Annotated in this window: 20 protein-coding genes; 6 read left to right on the top strand and 14 right to left on the bottom strand. The window is 40.3% G+C overall.

The window, feature by feature from the left end; genetic code table 11:
* Nucleotides 1-101 precede the first annotated feature (101 nt).
* From D1B33_RS11235 to adh, 4 genes are all read right to left on the bottom strand, one after another.
* On the bottom strand, nt 102-1,082 hold the full coding sequence (locus tag D1B33_RS11235; RefSeq protein ID WP_147370399.1) for a DUF4003 family protein: 981 nt from the start codon (nt 1,080-1,082) through the stop codon (nt 102-104).
* Nucleotides 1,083-1,201: 119 nt separating this feature from the next.
* Nucleotides 1,202-3,130, bottom strand: a complete 1,929-nt coding sequence (locus D1B33_RS11230) for a copper amine oxidase N-terminal domain-containing protein (RefSeq protein ID WP_118876494.1) — start codon at nt 3,128-3,130, stop codon at nt 1,202-1,204.
* A gap of 218 nt (nt 3,131-3,348) precedes the next feature.
* Nucleotides 3,349-3,705, bottom strand: a complete 357-nt coding sequence (locus tag D1B33_RS11225) for a DUF779 domain-containing protein (RefSeq protein ID WP_118876493.1) — start codon at nt 3,703-3,705, stop codon at nt 3,349-3,351.
* Nucleotides 3,706-3,911: 206 nt separating this feature from the next.
* A complete protein-coding gene (adh, locus tag D1B33_RS11220) occupies nt 3,912-5,432 on the bottom strand; it encodes an aldehyde dehydrogenase (protein WP_118876586.1) in 1,521 nt (506 codons plus the stop codon).
* A 338-nt stretch (nt 5,433-5,770) separates the two neighbouring features.
* Here adh and rluF point away from each other — a divergent pair, with 338 nt between their 5' ends.
* Nucleotides 5,771-6,475, top strand: a complete 705-nt coding sequence (rluF, locus tag D1B33_RS11215; protein ID WP_118876492.1) for a 23S rRNA pseudouridine(2604) synthase RluF — start codon at nt 5,771-5,773, stop codon at nt 6,473-6,475.
* 50 nt (nt 6,476-6,525) lie between these two features.
* On the opposite strand, the gene D1B33_RS11210 is transcribed toward rluF, so the two are convergent.
* The 8 genes from D1B33_RS11210 to D1B33_RS11175 form a co-directional block, all read right to left on the bottom strand.
* Nucleotides 6,526-7,233 (bottom strand): ABC transporter ATP-binding protein, encoded by a 708-nt coding sequence (locus D1B33_RS11210; RefSeq protein ID WP_118876491.1) that lies wholly within the window; start codon nt 7,231-7,233, stop codon nt 6,526-6,528.
* Nucleotides 7,233-8,012, bottom strand: coding sequence for an ABC transporter ATP-binding protein (locus D1B33_RS11205; protein WP_118876490.1), 780 nt, complete (start codon nt 8,010-8,012; stop codon nt 7,233-7,235). The genes D1B33_RS11210 and D1B33_RS11205 overlap by 1 nt, the downstream gene beginning before the upstream one ends.
* Nucleotides 8,009-8,947 carry a branched-chain amino acid ABC transporter permease gene (locus D1B33_RS11200; protein WP_118876489.1) on the bottom strand — a complete coding sequence of 313 codons (939 nt, stop codon included), beginning with the start codon at nt 8,945-8,947 and terminating at the stop codon, nt 8,009-8,011. The genes D1B33_RS11205 and D1B33_RS11200 overlap by 4 nt, the downstream gene beginning before the upstream one ends.
* Before the next feature lie 11 nt (nt 8,948-8,958).
* On the bottom strand, nt 8,959-9,834 hold the full coding sequence (locus D1B33_RS11195) for a branched-chain amino acid ABC transporter permease (RefSeq protein ID WP_118876488.1): 876 nt from the start codon (nt 9,832-9,834) through the stop codon (nt 8,959-8,961).
* Nucleotides 9,835-10,030: 196 nt separating this feature from the next.
* The gene (locus tag D1B33_RS11190) at nt 10,031-11,239 is read right to left on the bottom strand and encodes an ABC transporter substrate-binding protein (RefSeq protein ID WP_118876487.1); all 1,209 of its coding nucleotides are present in this window, start codon (nt 11,237-11,239) and stop codon (nt 10,031-10,033) included.
* Between the two features lie 271 nt (nt 11,240-11,510).
* The gene (locus D1B33_RS11185; protein ID WP_118876486.1) at nt 11,511-12,179 is read right to left on the bottom strand and encodes a YdeI/OmpD-associated family protein; all 669 of its coding nucleotides are present in this window, start codon (nt 12,177-12,179) and stop codon (nt 11,511-11,513) included.
* 21 nt (nt 12,180-12,200) lie between these two features.
* Nucleotides 12,201-12,716 carry a VOC family protein gene (locus tag D1B33_RS11180; RefSeq protein WP_325049452.1) on the bottom strand — a complete coding sequence of 172 codons (516 nt, stop codon included), beginning with the start codon at nt 12,714-12,716 and terminating at the stop codon, nt 12,201-12,203.
* A gap of 57 nt (nt 12,717-12,773) precedes the next feature.
* Entirely contained in the window at nt 12,774-13,985 is a 1,212-nt protein-coding gene (locus D1B33_RS11175; protein WP_118876485.1) for a sensor histidine kinase, read from the bottom strand.
* A 277-nt stretch (nt 13,986-14,262) separates the two neighbouring features.
* Here D1B33_RS11175 and D1B33_RS11170 point away from each other — a divergent pair, with 277 nt between their 5' ends.
* The 4 genes from D1B33_RS11170 (at nt 14,263) to D1B33_RS11155 (ending at nt 17,899) form a co-directional block, all read left to right on the top strand.
* A complete protein-coding gene (locus tag D1B33_RS11170) occupies nt 14,263-15,528 on the top strand; it encodes a PLL family lectin (RefSeq protein ID WP_118876484.1) in 1,266 nt (421 codons plus the stop codon).
* A gap of 171 nt (nt 15,529-15,699) precedes the next feature.
* On the top strand, nt 15,700-16,821 hold the full coding sequence (locus D1B33_RS11165) for a M20 metallopeptidase family protein (RefSeq protein ID WP_118876483.1): 1,122 nt from the start codon (nt 15,700-15,702) through the stop codon (nt 16,819-16,821).
* 499 nt (nt 16,822-17,320) lie between these two features.
* Nucleotides 17,321-17,458, top strand: a complete 138-nt coding sequence (locus tag D1B33_RS11160; RefSeq protein WP_118876482.1) for a YjcZ family sporulation protein — start codon at nt 17,321-17,323, stop codon at nt 17,456-17,458.
* Between the two features lie 228 nt (nt 17,459-17,686).
* Nucleotides 17,687-17,899, top strand: a complete 213-nt coding sequence (locus D1B33_RS11155) for a hypothetical protein (RefSeq protein ID WP_147370398.1) — start codon at nt 17,687-17,689, stop codon at nt 17,897-17,899.
* 321 nt (nt 17,900-18,220) lie between these two features.
* Here D1B33_RS11155 and D1B33_RS11150 read toward each other — a convergent pair whose 3' ends face one another.
* Entirely contained in the window at nt 18,221-19,408 is a 1,188-nt protein-coding gene (locus D1B33_RS11150) for a chromate transporter (RefSeq protein WP_118876480.1), read from the bottom strand.
* Between the two features lie 239 nt (nt 19,409-19,647).
* On the opposite strand from D1B33_RS11150, the gene D1B33_RS11145 reads away from it, so the two are divergent.
* Nucleotides 19,648-21,033: a branched-chain amino acid transporter BcaP gene (locus D1B33_RS11145; protein ID WP_118876479.1), complete on the top strand. Its 1,386-nt coding sequence runs from the start codon at nt 19,648-19,650 to the stop codon at nt 21,031-21,033.
* Between the two features lie 33 nt (nt 21,034-21,066).
* Here the strand turns inward: D1B33_RS11145 and D1B33_RS11140 are convergent, their stop codons facing one another.
* Nucleotides 21,067-21,903: a TetR/AcrR family transcriptional regulator gene (locus D1B33_RS11140; RefSeq protein ID WP_118876478.1), complete on the bottom strand. Its 837-nt coding sequence runs from the start codon at nt 21,901-21,903 to the stop codon at nt 21,067-21,069.
* Nucleotides 21,904-21,921: the final 18 nt, after the last annotated feature.

The following is a 21,921-nucleotide window of genomic DNA, read 5'->3' as shown; positions in this document are numbered from 1 at the left end:
CTTCCTCCCCTTTTTATCTTATTGTATCACTGTACCCCATTTTTTTCTGATGCACAGATTTCTTCAAGAATTGGCAAGCACCAGTGACCGCTCCTTCTTCTCTAATTAAAAAAATCTGTGAAATCCGAGGTCCCGGAAGGAAAGAACATGCCAATATCCAAATTAAAATCAATTAGTTGGTATAAGTCCGTAAAGTCTTTGAAGTGTTGAAAATACGGGAGCTCTAAAAGTTTTTGCATTTCCAATTCATCTGAAGCCACCTTTTGTATGGCCGCCGCAAGAGCATACTCTTTGGCCCCTTTAAATATCTTTTGTTCTATTAATTGATTATACAAAAAGGAGATTTCACTTATCTTGGAGTTTTTTCCGGACGCCAATGCTAGGATGGCTATGTAAGGATAGTGAAATTTTTTTACTTTGATTTCGCATCTCCTTAGTTCCTCTTTTATGTTAATAACAGATTGCACTAAAATTTGGTCATACTCGGGACGCGGCATGGTTAGAATTTGGGCTAATGCTTGAAGAGGATTTCCTATTGAGAATTGGGATCTTTTTAGTTCGCGATAATATTGGACAATTGCCCTCGCTTGTTCTCTTGGTTGGACATGGGGATTTTTCGTCAAGCAAACCACATACGGAATATCAGCTTTCGACGTTAATAAGCGTTGGGTTTTATTCATTTCCTCATATAAATGCTTCGCTCTTTTTGCATGCTCCAGATCACCAGGCTGCAAAAATAAAGCTGCCAGTAAACGATGCTGCGACCCTCTGAATTTCGCTTGTTCCAACAGGCGATCGTTTTCGATCAAACGACTCATCGCCATGTCCACATCCCCCTGCTGCAGAAGGTGAAAAGCCAGTTTATATTCATTTTTATAATCCAGCCGAAAAGGAAGGGGATGGCGACGGTCTTCGGTAAATTGCTCAATGATTTTATGCAGCACCACTCCACTGAACTGTTTGTTGGCTATTGTATATTTACAGGCAAGCGAGTGCATAAGTTGCAGATCCTGACCGCCCGTGTAATTGAAAATTCGATTATAATTGTCCAAAAAAACTTTGATAAACTGTTCATTATCCATTTTTTCCACTCTCCCATAATTTTCTACGAACCTCCAGGAAAATAGTTTCAGAAAAATTCCAAACTGCAAAAAAGGCTTTTTGCCGAATAATTTTGGCAAAAAACCTTTTTTATAAATTACTATTCCGTTTCGATATAGATGGCCATAGGTAAATTACTGCCCCCGGCATGCATCACTTCTATTGTAATTACTTCGTTCGTTCCATTGATTGTATAGCTAGGAAGCTCGATATACTCTTTCCCTGGTTTTAGGGTAGGAATCAAATGCACTTGGCCATTGACCTTAATAGCACCACTATATAATCCGCCCCGGCCCGATAGTTTCAATCTTACCTTTTGTGGTTGGCCGGATGGATTGGCTACAGGAATATTGACGATATAATTAATGCCAAAATGCCCCGAGTTTCCAAGAGCGCCATTACGTTGTTCAAGGGAACTTTCCGCCGTTAAGAAATGATCCGTTTTCCCATTGGAGATACTATAACCTGCCTCTGCATCACCGATTGTATACGTCGGGAACTCCGAAACAATTGTGGAGCTTGGCCAAACTCCTCTTGGATGGGCCGCATATGGGTTAATCGGTACCACTTCCGAATGAATGGTTGACAGGTCTTCGTTATTTTTTGCCAAAACCGTGCGGATTGTGTAGCTGCTCTCTCCACCATTTACCGCCTGAATATCCAAGTCATGCAAGAAGCCGATGATATAGGAATTCGATAAAGTATACATTTGGATCACTTTCGTTTCACCCGGTGCAATCGTGATTCCTTCACTTTCCGCTTGCTGTAACTTGTCATTCAAAACGTGGTCCGCGATCGGCAAACCAATATCATAATTAATCCAGCTATGGCCGCTTCGTTTAAAGACGCCTTGTGATTTTGCCACTTGCAGGCTTGTTGTTTGAGATGTATTTTCAACCGTTATTCCTAATGCAATATTTTTTCCAAGTGTATTGTAATGCCAGCCGAATACACGGTGCTCGTTTACACTTTCGCTGGATTTTACGATTTGCTCCGAAAGGGTTGCCGTAGAATTCGGTATTACCTTCGCTGTTAACGTTTCAGGATTATCGCTCACCAACAAAGTACGATTTCCCGATAACTCAGCGTTTGGCGTATTTTGCGGCACTTTCGTTGAACCATAGGATTTTTCCAGGAACTTGCTTGTAAACATATATTGATATAAATAGATATACATCTCTTTTTGCTTGCTTAAATAACGTAAGTTTCCGCCATCACCCACTGCATTGACAATGAATTTGACGGGTACGTACATTTTTCCTGATCGTGTAAATGGCTGTTCATCCGTTGCGACGGATTCATCATTTACTTTGATCGTTGAACTTCCATTTGTAAAAACAAAGATTAAACCTGAAATTTGCAATTCAAATTGATCCTTTGTTAGCCATTTACCGGAAGAGTTTTCAAGATTTTCATAGAAATACTCTGCAGGGATATACGATCTTCCCCCTTTGGTAATGATTGGATCTGCCATAGCAATTCGCTTATCATTGATATGTAAATAATACGGATCTTTGATTGGCGTTGGCACGGGTTCAGGTGAAGGTGAAGGAACTTCATTACCTACTGTAATATCAACTCTCTGGGCTTGCTGATTCCATTTTACGGTGCCGCCCAATTTTTCACTTAAGAAACGGATTGGTACGTAAGTTTTATACTTATAAAGGAATGGCGGTACATTAACCGTAACCGTCTCTCCATTTAATTTGGCAGTTCTTGAATTAAGGGTAACATCTACTCGATTGCCGTTTCTCTCGGCACTAGCAGTTTTTGTTTTTTGGTTCCAATAAACAGTGGCACCGATTATTTCATAAAAATCGCGCATTGGTAAAAATAACTGTCCATTTTTATTTAAAATGGGGTCGTTAAAAGTAACTCTCTCTCCATTGACCATTACGGTAACATTATTTTTTATGTATAATCCATTGCCGATGCGTTGAGCTGCGAACGTTTTGTCCTGATTCAATAATAATAGCGAACTTGCTATTAAAATCGAAACAATCAAAAGTTTATTAAATTTACTTAACATTGTTATCTTTTTAACACCCTTTCATTATTTTTTACAATTTCCATACTATCACAATTCCACATACCTATTCCTAAAATAATTAAATTATGTCAAAAGATTTGTAAAAATTAATCAATTAGACACCCTGCACATAAGCCTTTTGAATCACCCATAATTCTCCGTAAAATAAATAAAGCAATCCAAAAAATTGTGGTTAACAATTTTCCGGATTGCCCTGTTTAATTTTGCAGCGCCGTTATTTCTTCCGCGGAAAAAGCTCTGGAACGTGTTAAGAACCGTTTTCCTTCCACGCCTTCCAACGAAAACATGCCACCCCGACCATCTACAACGTCAATGATGAGTTGTGTATGCTTCCAATAGTCGAATTGGTTTTTATGCATATAGAATTTTGCCCCACCAATTTCACCCAGAAGAATATCCGCGTTTCCAAGGATTAATTCCCCTTCTGGATAGCACATTGGGGAAGAACCATCACAGCACCCACCCGATTGATGGAACATGATTGGGCCATGTTTTTGCTGCAGTTTTTCGATTAACTCAAGTGCGCTATCGGTAGCAATCACACGATCAACCACATGAGCCCTCCTTTTCCAAAAGATGTCCAGCTGCGAACGCCAGCCCCTCGAGGTCGCTTCAGTCCCTCGGTCGAAAGCTGAAAAGAAGCTTTCGATTCGGGCCTTCCAGCGCTTGAGGCTCACACGATGTGAGTCATGTCGACGATGCAACAGGACGTTGCGCTTTCGTCGACGCGGGGCTAAGCCGGGTGCTTGCGCTTTTCGTATTAAAAGAATCCTAGTTTGTTAGGGCTGTAGCTGACCAGCAAGTTTTTCGTTTGTTGATAGTGTTCCAGCATCATGCGGTGATTTTCACGACCGACACCCGACATCTTGTAGCCGCCAAAAGCAGCATGCGCAGGATATTGGTGGTAGCAGTTCGTCCAAACACGCCCCGCTTCAATAGCACGGCCGAAACGATAAGCTGTATTCATATCGCGCGTCCAAACGCCCGCCCCTAGACCATATAAAGTATCATTGGCGATTTCCAGCGCTTCTTCTTTCGTACGGAAAGTTGTAACGGCTACAACCGGACCAAAAATTTCTTCCTGGAAGATGCGCATGCTGTTATCGCCTTTAAAGACAGTTGGTTGAATATAATAACCATCCGCAAGATCGCCTTCCAATTGGTTTCGATCCCCTCCAGCCAGAACTTCAGCCCCTTCTTGTTTGCCAATATCCAAATAAGATAGGATTTTTTCCATTTGCTCAGAAGAAGCTTGTGCCCCCATCATCGTATTTGGATCCAATGGATTGCCTGTTTTAATCGCTTCCACGCGTTTTAGCGCACGTTCCATAAATCGGTCATAAATGGATTCCTGGATTAAAGCACGGGATGGACATGTACATACTTCCCCTTGATTTAGAGCAAACAATACAAACCCTTCAATCGCTTTATCCAAAAATTCATCATCCGCATCCATAATATCTTCAAAGAAGATATTCGGTGATTTTCCGCCCAATTCCAGGGTCACAGGGATAATATTTTGTGATGCATATTGCATAATCAAACGGCCCGTTGTAGTTTCACCTGTGAAGGCAATTTTACCGATTCTTGGGTTGGAGGCAAGCGGTTTTCCTGCTTCCAAACCGAATCCATTTACAATATTTAAAACGCCCGGCGGCAATAAGTCTTCAATTAACTCCATTAATACCATAATGGAAGTTGGCGTTTGCTCTGCGGGTTTCAACACAACACAGTTGCCGGCAGCAAGCGCTGGTGCCAGCTTCCAAACCGCCATCAATAACGGGAAGTTCCAAGGGATAATTTGCCCTACCACTCCAATTGGTTCATGGAAATGGTACGCAATTGTATCTTCATCGATTTGGCTCAATCCGCCCTCTTGTGCACGGATGGCTCCTGCAAAGTAACGGAAATGGTCAATGGCCAATGGCAAATCTGCATTTAATGTTTCGCGTACTGGCTTGCCATTTTCCCAAGTTTCAGCAACAGCCAGCAACTCTAAATTTTGTTGAATTCGGTCTGCAATGTTATTTAAAATGTTTGCACGCTCGGCAACAGATGTTTTTCCCCATGCTTCTTTAGCCGCGTGTGCCGCATCCAGGGCCAATTCAATATCTTCTTCCGTGGAACGAGCTACCTCGGTAAACGCTTTCCCCGTTACGGGCGTTATATTTTCAAAGTACTGTCCTCTAACAGGCGGCGTCCACTTGCCTCCAATATAGTTATCATACTTCTCTTTGAAATTGACTACCGCGCCTTTTGTGTTTGGAAATGCATAAGCCATTGTTAATACCGACATATTGATTGTCTCCCCTTTTCAACTATAAATCGTCCATACCTTTAGCGTCCGAATTCTCCCACACTACAAAAAAGGTATTTATTAATCTATATTTCGTAAAGCGCGAAAATATATCTAAAAAAACTCCTTTTTAATAGAAAACTTTTCGACAATTGGAAAAGGATGATAGATTTTGCTCTCTGATCATTTAAAAATGCTAGTACTCAACAGAATATTTCAACTTACATTTGACCAAATAGTGGAGCGAACAAAAATGTTTATTGTATACTTGAATCAAAAACCCCCGCTGAATGAAGTTAAAAATACAGCTTATAGGAGAATTTATGAGAATCAATAAATTTCTAAGTGAAACCGGCATTGTTTCCCGTCGCGGAGCGGATAAATGGATTGAAGAAGGACGCATTACCATCAATGGCGAACTTGCATCCATCGGCAGCCAAGTGAATGAGGGAGATGTTGTTTGTGTAGATGGAAAGCCCGTCAAAAAGGAAGAAGAACTGGTTTATATTGCGTTAAACAAACCTGTTGGAATTACCAGTACCACTGAAAAGCATATAAAGGGCAATGTTGTGGAATTTGTTGGCCATTCCAAACGGATTTTCCATATCGGGCGATTGGACAAAGAATCGGAGGGCCTGCTTCTTCTTACGAATGATGGAGATGTTGTCAATGAAATCTTGCGCGCCGAAAATCATCACGAAAAGGAATATGTAGTACAAGTAGATAAACCGATTAGCGATCAATTTTTGAAGCGCATGGCTTCCGGGGTCGAAATCTTGGATACAAAGACGCTGCCATGCAGGGTGGAGAAAATCTCCTCGCATGTATTCAAAATCATTCTGGAGCAAGGCTTAAACCGCCAAATTCGCCGTATGTGTTCTGCTCTTGGCTATTCAGTTAAAAGGCTGCAGCGCATACGCATTATGAACATTCACCTAGGCAATTTAAATGTAGGGCAGTGGCGGGATTTAACTGAAAAAGAGAAAACTGAATTGTTTTCATTGCTGAATTACCAGCCTAAAAACTAAACAACATAAAAAAGCAAGGAGCGAGAATTCTGCACCTTGCTTTTTTAGTCCTATAACCCTCCAAGGTAGGCGGCTTTTACTTCTTCACTTTCTTGAAGTTCTTTGGCCGTTCCTGAAAGAACAATTTTGCCTGTCTCAATAACGTATGCGCGGTCTGCAACGGAAAGCGCCATATTGGCATTTTGCTCTACCAGCAAGACGGTTGTGCCTTGCTGGTTGACCATTTGGATGATTTCAAAAATCTGTTTTACGATTAATGGTGCCAACCCCATGGACGGTTCATCCAATAATAAGAGTTTCGGTTTTGCCATCAAAGCGCGCCCCATTGCCAGCATTTGCTGCTCCCCACCCGATAAAGTACCGGATAGTTGCTTCCTTCTTTCATCCAGTCTTGGAAACAATTCATACACCTGCTGGATATCTTTTTTTATCTGCTCGCGGTCATTGCGCAAATAGGCCCCCAATTCCAGATTTTCCTCTACCGACATATTGGAAAACACGCGACGCCCTTCCGGCACATGGGAAATTCCGCTTTTCACGATTCCTTGCGCGGGCTTCCCGGCAATTTGCTGCGTTAAATATAAAATATGGCCGTGCTTTGGTTTCAACAAGCCGGAAATAGTTTTCAGCAGTGTGGATTTCCCTGCGCCGTTTGCCCCGATCAACGTAACGATTTCGCCTTCATTTACTTCCAGGGAGATATCTTTTAATGCATGGATGTTGCCATAAAATACATCGATGTTATTTACCTGCAGCATTATTCAACAACCTCCTCGCCAAGATACGCTTCAATTACTTTAGGATTGCTTCGAATTTCCTGCGGCGTTCCATCCGCAATCAATTGACCATGATCCAGTACATAAATGCGTTCACAAACGCCCATGACCAAATGCATATCATGTTCAATCAAGAGAATCGTTAAATCAAACTCTTTTCGAATAAATGCAATCAGCTCCATTAGGTCATGCGTTTCTTGTGGATTCATCCCTGCGGCCGGTTCATCAAGCAATAACAGCTTCGGTTTTGCAGCCAGTGCCCGGGCGATTTCCAATCGTCTTTGCATGCCGTATGGAAGATTTTTTGCCATCTCATCTTTATATATATCCAAGCCAAAGATCTTTAAAAATTCGATCGACTCTTCTTCCATTTTTGCTTCTCCAGCAAAATGGCTGGGCAAGCGTAAAATTGAAGCAAAAATGCCATGTTTCGCTTTATTATGATTTGCCACTTTTACATTATCGAGAACAGATAAATCCTTAAACAGCCGAATGTTCTGGAAGGTACGGCTGATACCAAGTTTTGTAACCTGATAAGGCTTTAATCCATTTATTTTTTTCCCATCAAAAGTAATGATTCCTTCTGTTGGTTCATAAACGCCTGTCAGCATGTTGAACGTTGTCGTCTTCCCCGCCCCATTTGGGCCGATCAATCCGATTAGTTCTCCTTTATTTAAATGCATGTTCACACTTTGTACGGCTTTCAATCCACCAAACTGGATTCCTACATTTTCTGCTTCAAGAAGAAGGTTGGCTGTCATACTTTTGAACCTCCTCTTTTACCAAACTTAAATAGTGAAGTAATTTCTTTAGTTCCCAATAATCCTGTTGGACGATATAACATGACAATGATCAAAACTAATGAATAGATGATCATACGCTCTTCCGGATATCCTGATAAATACGCCGAAACGACTGTTAAGAAGATGGCGGCAATTACCGAGCCAGAAAGACTTCCCAGCCCACCTAAAACAACGTATATCAAAATATCGAATGATTTTAAGAATCCAAATGTTGTTGGTTGAATGATGAAAAAATTATGTGCATAAATCGCACCTGCAACCCCTGCAAAAAAGGAACCGATCGTAAAAGCAACCACTTTATAGTAAGTAGTATTGATTCCCATTGCATCTGCTGCGATTTCATCTTCACGTATCGAAATACAACCGCGTCCATGACGGGAATTGGTAAAGTTGGCAATAACCAAGATAGTGACAAATACACCCATGAAAGCGTATGTCCAATTCGACAGGTTCGTGATTACCATCCCGGCTGCTCCGCCAACATAATCTACGTTCAAGAAAATGATGCGAATGATTTCGGCAAACCCCAGAGTAGCAATTGCCAGATAATCTCCTTTAAGTCGAAGCGAAGGAATCCCTACAAGCAACCCTGCCAATGCCGCAACTATTGCCCCAATCAAAATGGCAACTGGAAACGGCAATCCAAGCTTCATTGTTGCAATAGCACTAAAATAGGCTCCAACCGCCATAAATCCGGCATGCCCGATTGAAAACTGGCCTGTAATTCCAATAATGATATGCAAACTAACAGCCAGCATGATATTAATGCACATTTGAATCAAGATGCTTTGATAATACATATCCAATATACCGCCTGAGATCATGACTTGGACGACGGCATAGAATATAATGGCCAATAAACATAAGCCCCAAAAGACTTTAGACTTTTTCATATACCAGTCACCTACACTTTCTCTCGGGTGTTTTTACCGAAAATACCCGACGGTTTCAAGATTAAAATCAAGATTAAAATAACGAATGCCGCGGCATCACGCCATAAAGAATAACCTAGCGCACTTACAACGGTCTCCACCACGCCCAGCACCAAGCCGCCAACCATGGCTCCCGGAATGCTGCCAATCCCGCCCAATACCGCAGCGACAAATGCCTTCAATCCAGGCAATACACCCATTAATGGATCTATTCTCGTGTAGTACACACCAAAGATGACACCCGCTGCACCGGCAAGGGCAGAACCGATCGCAAAGGTTGCGGAAATCGTATTATCCACATTAATTCCCATTAAACGGGCAGCATCCGGATCATGAGATACCGCACGCATTGCTTTCCCAATCTTTGTTTTGTGAACGATAAATTGCAAAAGAATCATCAGTACAATGGTTACACCCAAAATCATGATGGATTGTGAACTAATGTTTGCCCCGAAAATGGAGATTGACTTGTTCGACAGTACCTCCGGATAGGCTTCAGGCGAAGCGCCTCTAAAGTAAATAACCGTATTTTCGATTAGCAGCGAAACCCCAATCGCTGTTATTAATGCCGCTATTCGCGTTGCATTGCGCAACCGTTTATAAGCGACGCGCTCAATTATCACCCCAATTATTGCACAAAGCAGCATGGCAATAATCAATGCTGGAAAGAAGCCTAAATCCCACCGGGCAATCGCATAAAATCCAATAAAGGCTCCCAGCATAAAGACGTCGCCATGGGCAAAGTTAATTAATTTTATAATTCCGTAAACCATTGTATATCCAAGCGCGATTAATGCGTAAATGCTTCCAAGCGATATACCATTCACCAACTGTTGCAACCATTCCATGAGTTCTCACTCCCTTTTTTCAAGATGTTACATTCTATGAATTTGCCAAACTTCTATTATGTAAATTAGCAACATAAAATTTGAAAAACCAAAATTTCAAGTCTCAATGCTCTTTTGATTGATACTATCGTTTTTAAATCATAAAAAGGGAGGCGGCTCGCCCCCCTTTTACTTATCATACGTAAAAATCGTATTTTTAAGGATTTACCTTGGAGTTGAATTCTTGGTTGCCGTCTACATATTCTAGAACTGTTGCCGATTTAACTGGGTTGTGTTTTTCATCCACCGAGAATGTACCTGTAATTAAACTTAAATCTTTTGTTTCAGCCAATGCTTTTTGAATCGCTTCGCCATCCGTTGAACCTGCTCTTTCGATTGCATCTTTCAAGTAATACACCGTATCATATCCAAGTGCGTGGAATGCATTTGGCGCTTCACTGAATTTTGCTTCGAATGCATCAACGAACCCTTGAATTGTTTCATCTGGATCTTGAGATGAATAGTGATTTGTGATGAATGTATTATTTAATGCCTCAGCACCTGCAAGCTCTACCAATGTTGGGGAATCCCAGCCATCAGCCCCCATTAACGGCGCTTCAATACCCAATTCACGGGCTTGTTTAACAATTAACCCCACTTCTTCATAATAGCCAGGGATAAACACGAAATCTGGATTCGCTGATTTGATGCGCGTCAATGTTGATTTAAAGTCTGTATCATCGGCAACATAAGCTTCCTCAGCCACTACTGTTCCGCCATTTGCTTCGATTTGTTCTTTAAATGAAGCAGCCAATCCTTTTGCATAATCAGATGCATTATCTGCATAGATTGCCACATTTTTAGCACCTAGTTCACTTGTTGCAAAGTTCGCTGCCACTACGCCTTGGAATGGATCGATGAAGCATGTGCGGAAGACATAATCATTGATTGTCCCATCTGCATTTTCTGTTACGTTCGGTGCTGTACCGGAAGCGGTAACCGTCGGAATTTTGTTTTGGTTTGCAATTTGCGCTGTTGCAATTACGTTCCCGGAAGTAGCAGGAGCGATCATTGCGGTTACTTTATCTTGTGTTGCCAACTTGATTGCTGCATTTGTTGCTTCTGCATTGTCTGATTTATTATCAACTTTTACTAACTCTACTTGTTTGCCATCAATACCGCCCGCTGCATTAATTTCTTCCACAGCTAGCTCTGCGCCGTCTCCGATTGATGAACCATACGAAGCCACAGGTCCTGAAAGTTCCAAGTTCGCTCCAATTTTGATTACATCGCTGCTTTCGCTGGATGAAGAACCGCCGCTTTCTTTCGTTGTTCCCTCATTCGAACATGCTGCCAATGCTCCCGCAATTAAAGTTGATGCTAAAAACAATGATGCAAATCTCTTTAACGTTTTCTTTTCTGCCACTCTTTTTTCCCCCTAAAGATATTATTTTTATCTATCTATTTTTCAATAATTATAATATTCAGATATATTTAAACGCAACTGTTATTCTAAATTTTCTGAATAAATAGAGCAAAAGACTATCTAACTATAATTACTAGACCTTTTTGATTGTAAAACATTCTTTATATTTCGTCTAGTGTGATTTTTTAGTAAATTTAGATTTTTTATATTAAAATCATTTTTAGTTCTTAAGAACCAAAAAACTGACTTAAGTTCATTAAGTCAGTTCCAGTTATTTCTTGAGAAGATAAGCATCCCGGCTTTTATAGCCCTCATTTAATATTTTTTTCATTTCATTGCGCCGTTTTTCTTTCGTAGCTTCCTGTTTTGCACTATATACGTAACGAGCCCAATCTTTTTGATAACCCGGTGTTAATGATTGGTAAAATGCCAGTATCTCTGGTATATCCTCTAAATCCTTTTCAATCTGAGGAATCATATCAACATAATCGCTGACAGACTGGCTCGGTTTGCCAGGTTTCCTATTTTTCATTTTGGCCTCTTCTTTCAAACCCACTACGGTAAATACTTCATCCAATGCAACCATCCGCGCAAATTTAATGGTGCTCTCACCAATATAGCCATCCTCATTCGCCCCTAAGCCTTGGAGCAAATCATCTCGATGCACATATGTGGTATATACTTTATTGCCTTTTTTGGGATACGCCAAATAAAGATATCCTTTTGTATTTAAGTAGTTATGATCAATAACGATCTTTACGATTGACTGTAAAGAAGCCATATCCAACGCAAATGCAAAAATTAAATCATATTTTTGTGCTTGACCAAGCTCAGTATCATAGTCTGTTAATTCATCAAAATACTTCGATTGTTCCGGTACATTAAGCAATGCGATGTTTTTGTACTTTTGCAATTTTAATTTTTCAACAATACTTGCCATTTGTTAGCCCCCTAAGAGCAACTATTCGCCCTTGTTGTCTTGCTCGCCTTTAGCTGCTTGTTCTAATTGCTCAATGTTAATTTTCTTCATTTGAAGCAGAGTCTTCATCACACGATTATATTGTGAACTATCGGCATCTGCCAATAAGTCATTCAGCATGGCCGGTACGATTTGCCAAGAAACACCATATCGATCTTTCAGCCAGCCGCATACTTGCGCCGACTCATCTCCGCCTTCTGATAGGTTCTCCCAATAATAATCGAGTTCCTCTTGTGTATCGCAATGCACAATGAAAGAAATGGCTTCCGTAAATTGATATTGTGGTCCACCATTTAAAGCAACATAAGTGTTTCCTTCTAATTCAAATTCCACTGTCATTGCATCCCCCTCGGAAAGGCCATCTATAGGATGACGGACTTCCCCATAGCGAATCACTCTCCCAACGGAAGATTGTTTAAAGATGCTTGTATAAAAATAAGCTGCTTCCTCCGCTTGATTATTGAACCATAAGTTCGTTGAAATTTTCCGAATCGCCATTATGATGAACACCTTCTTTCACGTTTCGTTTAGACTCTAAACTTTAGTGATTCAATATTATTTACTAACCGGGAAACTTATCGTTACTTTTGTTCCTTGCCCCTTAACGCTCTTATATGTAATTGATCCGTTGTATTTTTTTACAATATTATGGCAAATCATGACGCCTAGTCCAGTTCCTTTATTTTTTAGAGAATAAAATGGAGTTCCCATGAATTCTACTTCTTCCTGCGTCATTCCAATCCCTTGATCGCTAACCTGTATTTGAACCATCCCTCCCATAGTCCCTGCATTCACAGAGATAGTACCGCCTGCAGGGGATGCTTCAATTGCATTTTTGACTATATTGACTAACACTTGGTGCAATTCTATTCGATTTATTTTAATCGAACAATTTTCTTCGACAAATACTTCAATTGTGCTTTTATTAAGCAACCCATAGGAATGGAGCAAGTCGGTTACACCATAAACAGCTTTTTTCACATCCACTCTTTCAGTTAATTCTTTGCTGGGTTTTGATAAAGATAATAAATGGGAAATAACTTGTTCCGCACTTTCCAGTTCTCCTATTAACAGTGGCAGGTTTTGCTTCAACTTACTCTCTTCTATTGAATCTTGTTCATAAAGCTGCAAATATCCTTTTACGACAGTCAATGGATTGCGGATCTCATGTGCAACTGCCGCTGCTAATTGTCCAGTAGTTTTTAATCGCTCCGCATGTTTAACTTGTTCATAGTAAAGCTGCATTTTATTGATTCTCCACGCCGTCATATAAAAAATGAAAAAAAGCACCACCTGGCTGCTTAAGAAATTTAGAAAATTGCCTACAGGTTCATCAGTAATAATTGGATATCGGGCTGCATCCCCGCTTATAACGATATACAGAACAGTTCCAGTCATTACAATAATATTGACGATTACCGAACTATAAAAAAGTGGTTTATCAAAAAACACGATAGGTAGTGCCGGGATAAAATAGATTAATATAATCGTTGACCCTGTTTCCGGATAAATAATAAACATTGTATAAATATAAATAATTGAAATTAATACAATTAGCCAACGAACCTGGCTTTTGGGATATCTTGGATACAATAACAACGTAATAGATAACATAGTTACAAATATTATATGGAGAGTATATCCAAAGTTCCTGGAACCTATTAGCGGGTTATCCAAAAATAAACCGGCAGCCATAATCAAGATTAATAGAATTGCCGTAATATAGTAATAACTTTTCAACTTTGGATTTGTTATGATTGTTTTCATGTAATTCTCCATCCACTTTCATTTTACTTCATTTGTAGAAGTCTCCCACTTCCATATTGGCGAGAAGAGGTTTTGTCGACGGCTAAAGCATTGGGAGCAGTGTAAATAGTCCAAAACCTATTGATTGCTTTATTAAACATTGTATATCTTGCCATTATTTTCTACAATCCATTTCACTATTTGACCAATCTCCGCGTTAGTTCCTTATGTTTCCCCCTATTCCCAAATTTTCAACCCATGCATACACTAAGAAAAAAAACGGAGGATTTTTTGACTTATGTATAATGGCTATCCCTATTATTATGTGCCATATATTCCGGTGAATCAAAATCAGGTGAATAACAACGGTTTTATGGAACCACCTCTTCAATATGTACAACGAAATGCTCAACAAACAAATCGACCGAGTGTACAGCAAATCCTGCAACGAATTCGTACACAACATAGCAATTTATATACCCAACTTGAAGGCGTTGGCATGAATCGACAATTAATTGAAGCATTCTTTTTCTATCTTGTAAACTTCACAAGAAATGAAGCAAACATTACGATGACACCAAGTCAAGTCTATAATCAGTTTCAAAATGAAACACCTTGGTTTAATCAGTTCATTCGTATCTTGAACGTACCTATTGATATCGTGGATCGAATATTTACTACCGTAATTGAAATTACTTTAAATATTTTGCGGGGCAGTCAACCTGGCCCTACTCCCTCTCCAGGTCCAGGCCAAAGATGGTCGGATTGGGAAAGTCTTGGCGGGACAATTATCGGGGCTCCGGCTGTTTCTTCATGGCAGCCGAATCGTTTGGACGTCTTTGCAAGAGGAACAGATAACGCTTTGTATCACAAATGGTGGGACGGCAGTCGATGGAGCGATTGGGAAAGCCTTGGCGGCGTGTTAACTTCGCCTCCTGGTGCTGTTTCTTGGGGACCGAACCGCATTGATGTATTCGTCAGGGGAACAGATAACGCTTTGTACCATAAATGGTGGGATGGCAGTCGATGGAGTGACTGGGAAAGCCTTGGCGGTGTATTAACAAGCGGTCCTGCTGCTTCATCACGCCGTGCAAACCAATTGGATGTATTTGTGAGAGGAACAAACAACCGTCTTTACAAGAGAACGTGGAATGGATCTCGCTGGGAGGATTGGGAAGACCTTGGCGGCAACTTAAATTCAGAACCAGCGGCGGTTTCTTGGGGACCAAATCGGATTGATGTCTTTGCCAGAGGACAAAACAATGATTTAATTCATAAGTGGTGGAGCGGGAACAATTGGAGTGACTGGGAGAGCCTTGGCGGAACGTTGACAAGCGCGCCGGCCGTTTCTTCCCGACGCGCAAACCGGCTTGATGTTTTTGTAAGAGGTACCGGCAACCGTCTATATAAACGTTCATGGAACGGATCACGTTGGGATAGCTGGGAATCCATCGGCGGCAATCTTACAAGCGCACCGGCTGCCGTTTCTTGGGGGCCGAATCGAACAGATGTTTTTGCCAGAGGCCAGAATAACGATGTCATCCATATCTATCAAGGACAATAATCATGAAGAGAAGGGAGATGCCTTAAAGGTATCTCCTTTCTCTCATCCATCAAACCCGGCTTTTTACAGTTTTTACTATTTCCATTACGTTTAAATAAATAACATGATATATTCATATATAGTACTGAAGGGTTGTTCATTTGGGCATCATATTGTTAAGGAGGCAAGATGATGGAACAAGCGAATTTAAAGTTAGTAACTCAGTTAAGGCATGAGCTGCATGCACAGCCTGAATTATCCTACGAAGAAACTTGGACAAAACACCATCTCATTCACTTTCTGAAAACCCATACAAAGAATATAGAAATTATGGATCAGGGGAAATATTTCTACGCTGTTTACCGTGCCGGTGAAAATCGAAAAAATATTGCATTTCGCGCCGATATTGATGCACTCCCAATCCCGGAAACAATCGATTTACCTTATGCTTCCCAAAACCCCGGCGTAGCCCATAAATGCGGGCATGATGGCCATTCCGCATCTTTAGCCGGATTTGCACTTGAAGTAGATCAAAAAGGGGCACAGCATAATATCTTTTTTCTATTCCAACATGCCGAAGAAACAGCTCAAGGCGCAATTGAAGCAGTTGAGATGATCAGCAAGGAGAAGATCGACGAAATATACGGCTATCACAATATGCCAGGGCTTCCATTAAAATCAGTCAATGTAATCGATGGCACAGCACACTTTGCTTCCAAAGGCATGTCAATTGAAATGGAAGGCTACCCGGCACATGCAAGCGAACCGGAAAACGGCATCAATCCAGCCTATGCCATTGCCAAAATTATTGAAGCGATTCCACAATATACAGCAAAAGAAAAAAACGAAGGTCTTGTGCTTTGTACCATTATCCAAATAGACGTTGGCTCGGAAAATTACGGCATTTCCGCACATGAAGGTAAATTACGCATGACGATTCGAGCAGAAAAAGAAGTTGAATTGGAACGCCTTCAAAAAAATATAGAAAGTTTAGCAGCCCGCCTTGCTGAAGAACAAGGGATGAAAGTGACTTTCACGTATCATGATATATTTCCTGAAACTGCAAATCATAAAGAATGCTCGGATATTGTACGGCAGGTTTGCAGGGAAAAAGAGCTTTCCCTTTTGGAGCTTCCAAAACCTTATCGCGCTTCCGAAGATTTTGGGCATTATTTGAAACTTGCCAAAGGTTCTTTCTTTTTTGTAGGAATGGGAGAGGATGCACCAACCCTGCATACTCTGCATTACGATTTCCGCGATGAAATTATCGAAACCGTTGTAGAAGTTTATAAAGGGATATCAGGTACACTGTAAATAGAAGAGAGACTACACTGTAAGATTAAGCGCAAGTAATTTTACATCAAATCTTATTAAATAATATTCTATAAAATGCACATTACTAAAAGTTTAAAATTTAGTAGTGTGTTTTTTTTGCTCGGTTTTTTTGTGAATTCTTTGGTGGACAATCAGATTACGTTTTTCTACCAACAATGCAATGCTTGGGTTGTGAAGCTGAATTTCCAAACCCAGATCAAGAGGATGAATTATGAAGCCATTCAATGCAAAAACGATTTAAACAAATTGGATTAGAGTCGAATTCGTAAAGCTAAACAAACAAGCAAAGCAAGAGTGGTAAAGTGAACCATTCCCGCAAAAACTGAAATCCCCAATGAATTCGATGAAAGCTCATTACGAAGGATGTCGACAATAGAGACCTGAACGTAGCAAAAAAAATTATTTTAAAACTCCACAATTGCACCAGATCGGTTAGAAAAAATCTCATAAATTATATAGTGTTAAGGGGGTGAAAAATATGGGATACAAAGAGGATTATGTTGCTGGTTCTTATGACCGAAAACACAACAATGAATTTGCTTTGATCGTTGTACTATTCATCCTATTGATTATTGTTGGTACTCACTTTATGAAGAAAGATAACTACTACTACTAATTAAATCTTGTCCGCCACCGCAAGATTTCTCATCAAAGCATCTCCCCATACCGAACAAAAGCGCTCCAATCGAGCGCTTTTTTTATTTACCGTCAAATAATTGCACCCTCAATGACGGTTTTTGGACAGCTGTTTTGTTTAATCGTTTATGTTTAATTTAGGCAAACGCCTAGATCCTCAATCAACACATTGCATAACTTATACTGAGTTCTGAAAGGAGGAATAGTTATGCAGAATTATGAACAATATGACAGAGATGATAGGTACGATGATGGCTATGAATACGATTATGACAGTTATGGAAGACGTCATAGAAGAAGACGGCGTCCACGTTACCGATATCCATTTTTCCCATTCTTCCCAATCTACCCAATCTACCCGCCATATTACCCCTACCCTTATTACCAATATCCATACTACAACCGTCCATACGGCTACTAGTTGCCATTGATGCAAATAAAAAACAGGATCATAAATATAGATCTTGCTATTATTTTTGAATTTTAAGTTTAGCATGTCCTCTACTAACATAAAACGACATAATATACTGTAAGTTTAAGAAAACTTCCATTTCTTTTGAAATATTCATCATTTAAAGCCAAATTCATATAATTTGGCTTTTATTTTTTTGTGCTTCTCTAACTAATCTGACCCGTCAGTTTAAGCCTGTTTATTCACAAGCAAAGTAATTCAGAGTTTGCAAGTTATAAAATGATATTACTTTAATTCTTGTTTTTCAATAACATCCATTTCGAGCAATTTTTATAAAAAAGATAACAATATTCCCCCAATTACCCCGGTAGCCACAACAATCCACGGAGCTATTTTCCAATAGCTCAGCATCCCAAAAAGAATGACAGCGAAAACAAAGTCCACCGGTTCGAGAATAGCGGAAGTGAAAATAGGATCATACAAAGCGGCAAATAAAATCCCTACTACCGCCGCATTCATCCCCATGAACGCTCCTTTCATTTTGCCATTTTTCCGTACAATATCCCAAAATGGCAGAGTACCGAAGACCAGCAAGAATGCCGGTAAAAAGATGGCAATCATTGCAACAATTCCGCCTAGCCAGCCGTCCATTACAGCTCCAATATACGAAGCAAATGTAAACATCGGACCAGGAACAGCCTGTGTTGCACCATAACCCGCCAAAAAGGCCTCTTCGCTGATCATGCCTGTTGGCACAAACTCCCGTTCCAATAACGGCAACACTACATGCCCCCCGCCAAATACAAGAGAGCCTGCCCGGTAAAAACTATCGAACATGGCAATTAGCGTTGAGGTCGTTATCTCTCTTATAATCGGCAAAATCACTAAAAGAGCAAAAAATAATGTGAGGCAAAAAGCTCCTGTTTTTTTAGAAATAGGAAATTGGAAATTTGCCTTGTCGGTTTCATTATCTTGCTTGTAAGCAAAATATCCTATCAAACCAGTGACCAAGATGACCCCTACCTGAGCATATGCCGTTTGCCACAACAGAACGACGGATAAAGCAAAAATGGCGATTGCTTTACGCGATAAATCCGGCGTTAGGTTTTTCGCCATTCCCAACACGGCATGCGCAACGACGGCTACAGCGACGATTTTCAATCCATGAATCCAGCCCGCATCACTTACATCAAACCCTTGCACTAATAAAGCGAAGATGATTAACGCCACAACAGAAGGTAATGTGAACCCCAGGAACGAGATCAAGCCGCCTAAAATACCGCCTCGCATCACCCCGACTCCGATTCCCACCTGGCTGCTTGCCGGCCCAGGCAAGAACTGGCAGAGTGCAACTAATTCTGCATATGTTTTTTCATCCATCCATTTTCTTCTGCGGATATATTCTTCATGAAAATAGCCTAAGTGTGCTGTTGGCCCGCCAAAGGAGGTCAACCCCAATTTAGTAGAAACTTTCAGAATCTCCAATAATGAGCCCGATTTATTATTCCTTAACTTCATGATTCCTTTTTCCTCATTTACATTTTTCTTTCATCATAACAAGGGATTCTTCTATATTTCAGCGGGAAAATCTAAATTTTACATAAGCTTAATATACTTTAGAAAAGAAAATTTCAATAAATTATTAGAAAATACTTATTTTTTCGAGTTAATTCGTCAAATGTTATAATAAGTATTTGACCAACGACCATTTACGTAGTAATATTTTTTTCATAATTCAAATAGAATAGGTGTTAATTTTGTCGAATTTATTTAGAAAAAAACAAATAGGTGAATTGTTAAATAAAAAAGGGGACACACAACTTAAGCAAACATTAAGTGCGTTCGACTTAATCATGCTTGGCGTTGGAGCAATCGTCGGAACAGGAATCTTTATCCTTCCCGGGACTGTAGCGGCTACCCATTCCGGACCGGCCATTATTATTTCCTTCGTTCTTGCTGCTTTCGTTTGTGCTTTAGCCGGAATGTGTTATTCCGAGTTTTCTTCCGCTATACCGGTAACCGGCAGTGCCTATACTTATGGCTACATCATATTTGGCGAAATCATTGCATGGTTTGTAGGATGGGCATTGGTACTGGAATATGGCTTGGCCTCCGCCTCAGTTGCAACCGGTTGGTCGGCATATTTGGTTTCTTTATTGGAAGGGTTGAATATTACAATTCCCGCTGCATTATCCGGACCCTTTGATCCGGCAAACGGAACCTATGTTAATCTGCCCGCTGTCTTGATTGTTTTCGCTCTTTCATTCTTATTAACTAGAGGCATTCAAGAATCAGCGAAAATTAACCGGATTATGGTCTTTGTTAAAGTCGGCGTCATACTTCTGTTTATCGCGGTAGGTGTATTTTACGTTAAACCTGATAATTGGCAGCCATTCATGCCATTTGGCTTTGAAGGTGTTTTAGCTGGAGCAGCGCTTGTATTCTTTGCTTTCTTAGGCTTTGATGCCGTCGCTTCGGCAGCAGAAGAAGTAAAAAATCCACAGAGAAACTTGCCAATCGGCATCATTGGTTCATTGGTTGTTTGCTCTGCACTTTACATCTCGGTTTCTTTAGTCATAACCGGCATTGCTCCTTATACACAATTAAACGTCAGCAACCCGGTAAGCTATGTTATTCAACTTGTTGGACAAGATTGGATTGCGGGCATCATTTCGCTAGGTGCCGTTACAGGGATGATGACTGTTATTCTTGTGATGCTTTACGGCAGCTCCCGCTTGATTTATGCGATTGCTCGTGATGGCCTTCTTCCAAAGGTGCTATTCAAGGTCAATCCGAAGCATAATACACCAGTCGTGACAACTTGGATTGTGGGATTGGTTGTAGCCTTTTGTGCAGGGTTTATTCCTTTGGACAAGCTTACTGAGCTAGTAAATATGGGAACACTAATTGCCTTTATGGTCGTATCCATCGGCGTTATTTTCCTAAGAAGAAATAAAACCATCCCTAGCGGCGGATTTAAAGTACCGCTTTTCCCTGTACTTCCAATCCTGTCATTCCTGGCTTGTTTATTTTTAATAAGCCGGTTATCGATTGATACATGGATTGCATGTGGCATTTGGTTTATTGCCGGCATGATTTTCTATTTCATCTATGGGAAAAGACACAGTAAATTGAATCAATAAAAAATGAGTCCCCTTCAAAGCGGGACTCATTTTTTATTTTTCATTTTCTAAATAGGATTGGTATAGATAAGCCACCCACACACATCTGCTCTCTACTTTAATATTTTTCAATAACCCTTGGATTAAAGCCCCACTTAACTTCGGTTCTTGTAAATTTTCGTTTAACATTTGTAAAGATTCCCAAATAATTGAATTGATTTCCGTTTCCTGTTGTATACTTTCAAGGAGTTCCATTAGCTGTTCTTTTGAATAGCTTGTCTTGATATTTACACTAGATAGATACTCTGGTGCAATCGCCTGGATCTTTGCGTGCTCGGCAATAATGCCGACCTTTTCAACAATGGAACTGCATAGAACATGCAAGTCAACTTTATAATGTTCGATTAAAAATAATTCTGCATGACTTTTCATTAAACCACTGGTTGCAAAAACAATATCCAAGTACATGCTTGGGTGCAGCTGATCAAACTGCCGCTGAACAATGGATAACAAAATTTTATTTAAAATCGTGATATAGCCTTGCATTTTATTTAAAAGCTCTTCGTTAAAGGCATGAATTTGTTCTTTCAGAAAAACTTTGGCGAAATTTGCTTGTTGCCCAAACTCGCTGAACGATACGTTGAGATAGTTATATAATAATTCTTCTTTTGGTTGCCCCTCACTGACCGACCGTTCAATTTTCGCTACAAACTTTGTCATAAAATCGTCAATTAAACTATCAATCAGTTCATCTTTTGACTTAAAATGCAGATAAAATGCTCCTTTTGATATTCCGCAACGTTCGGTTATTTGCTGGATCGATGTAGCTTCAAAGCCGTTTTCAGCAAACAACTCCAGTGATTTCTCCATAATGATCTGTTTTTTTACCACTCAAGACACTCCCAATCT

Source organism: Ureibacillus yapensis (genome assembly GCF_003515775.1).
Taxonomy (GTDB): domain Bacteria; phylum Bacillota; class Bacilli; order Bacillales_A; family Planococcaceae; genus Ureibacillus; species Ureibacillus yapensis.
Note: the sequence above shows the minus strand (reverse complement) of the source record. Positions and strands in the feature narration are given on the sequence as shown.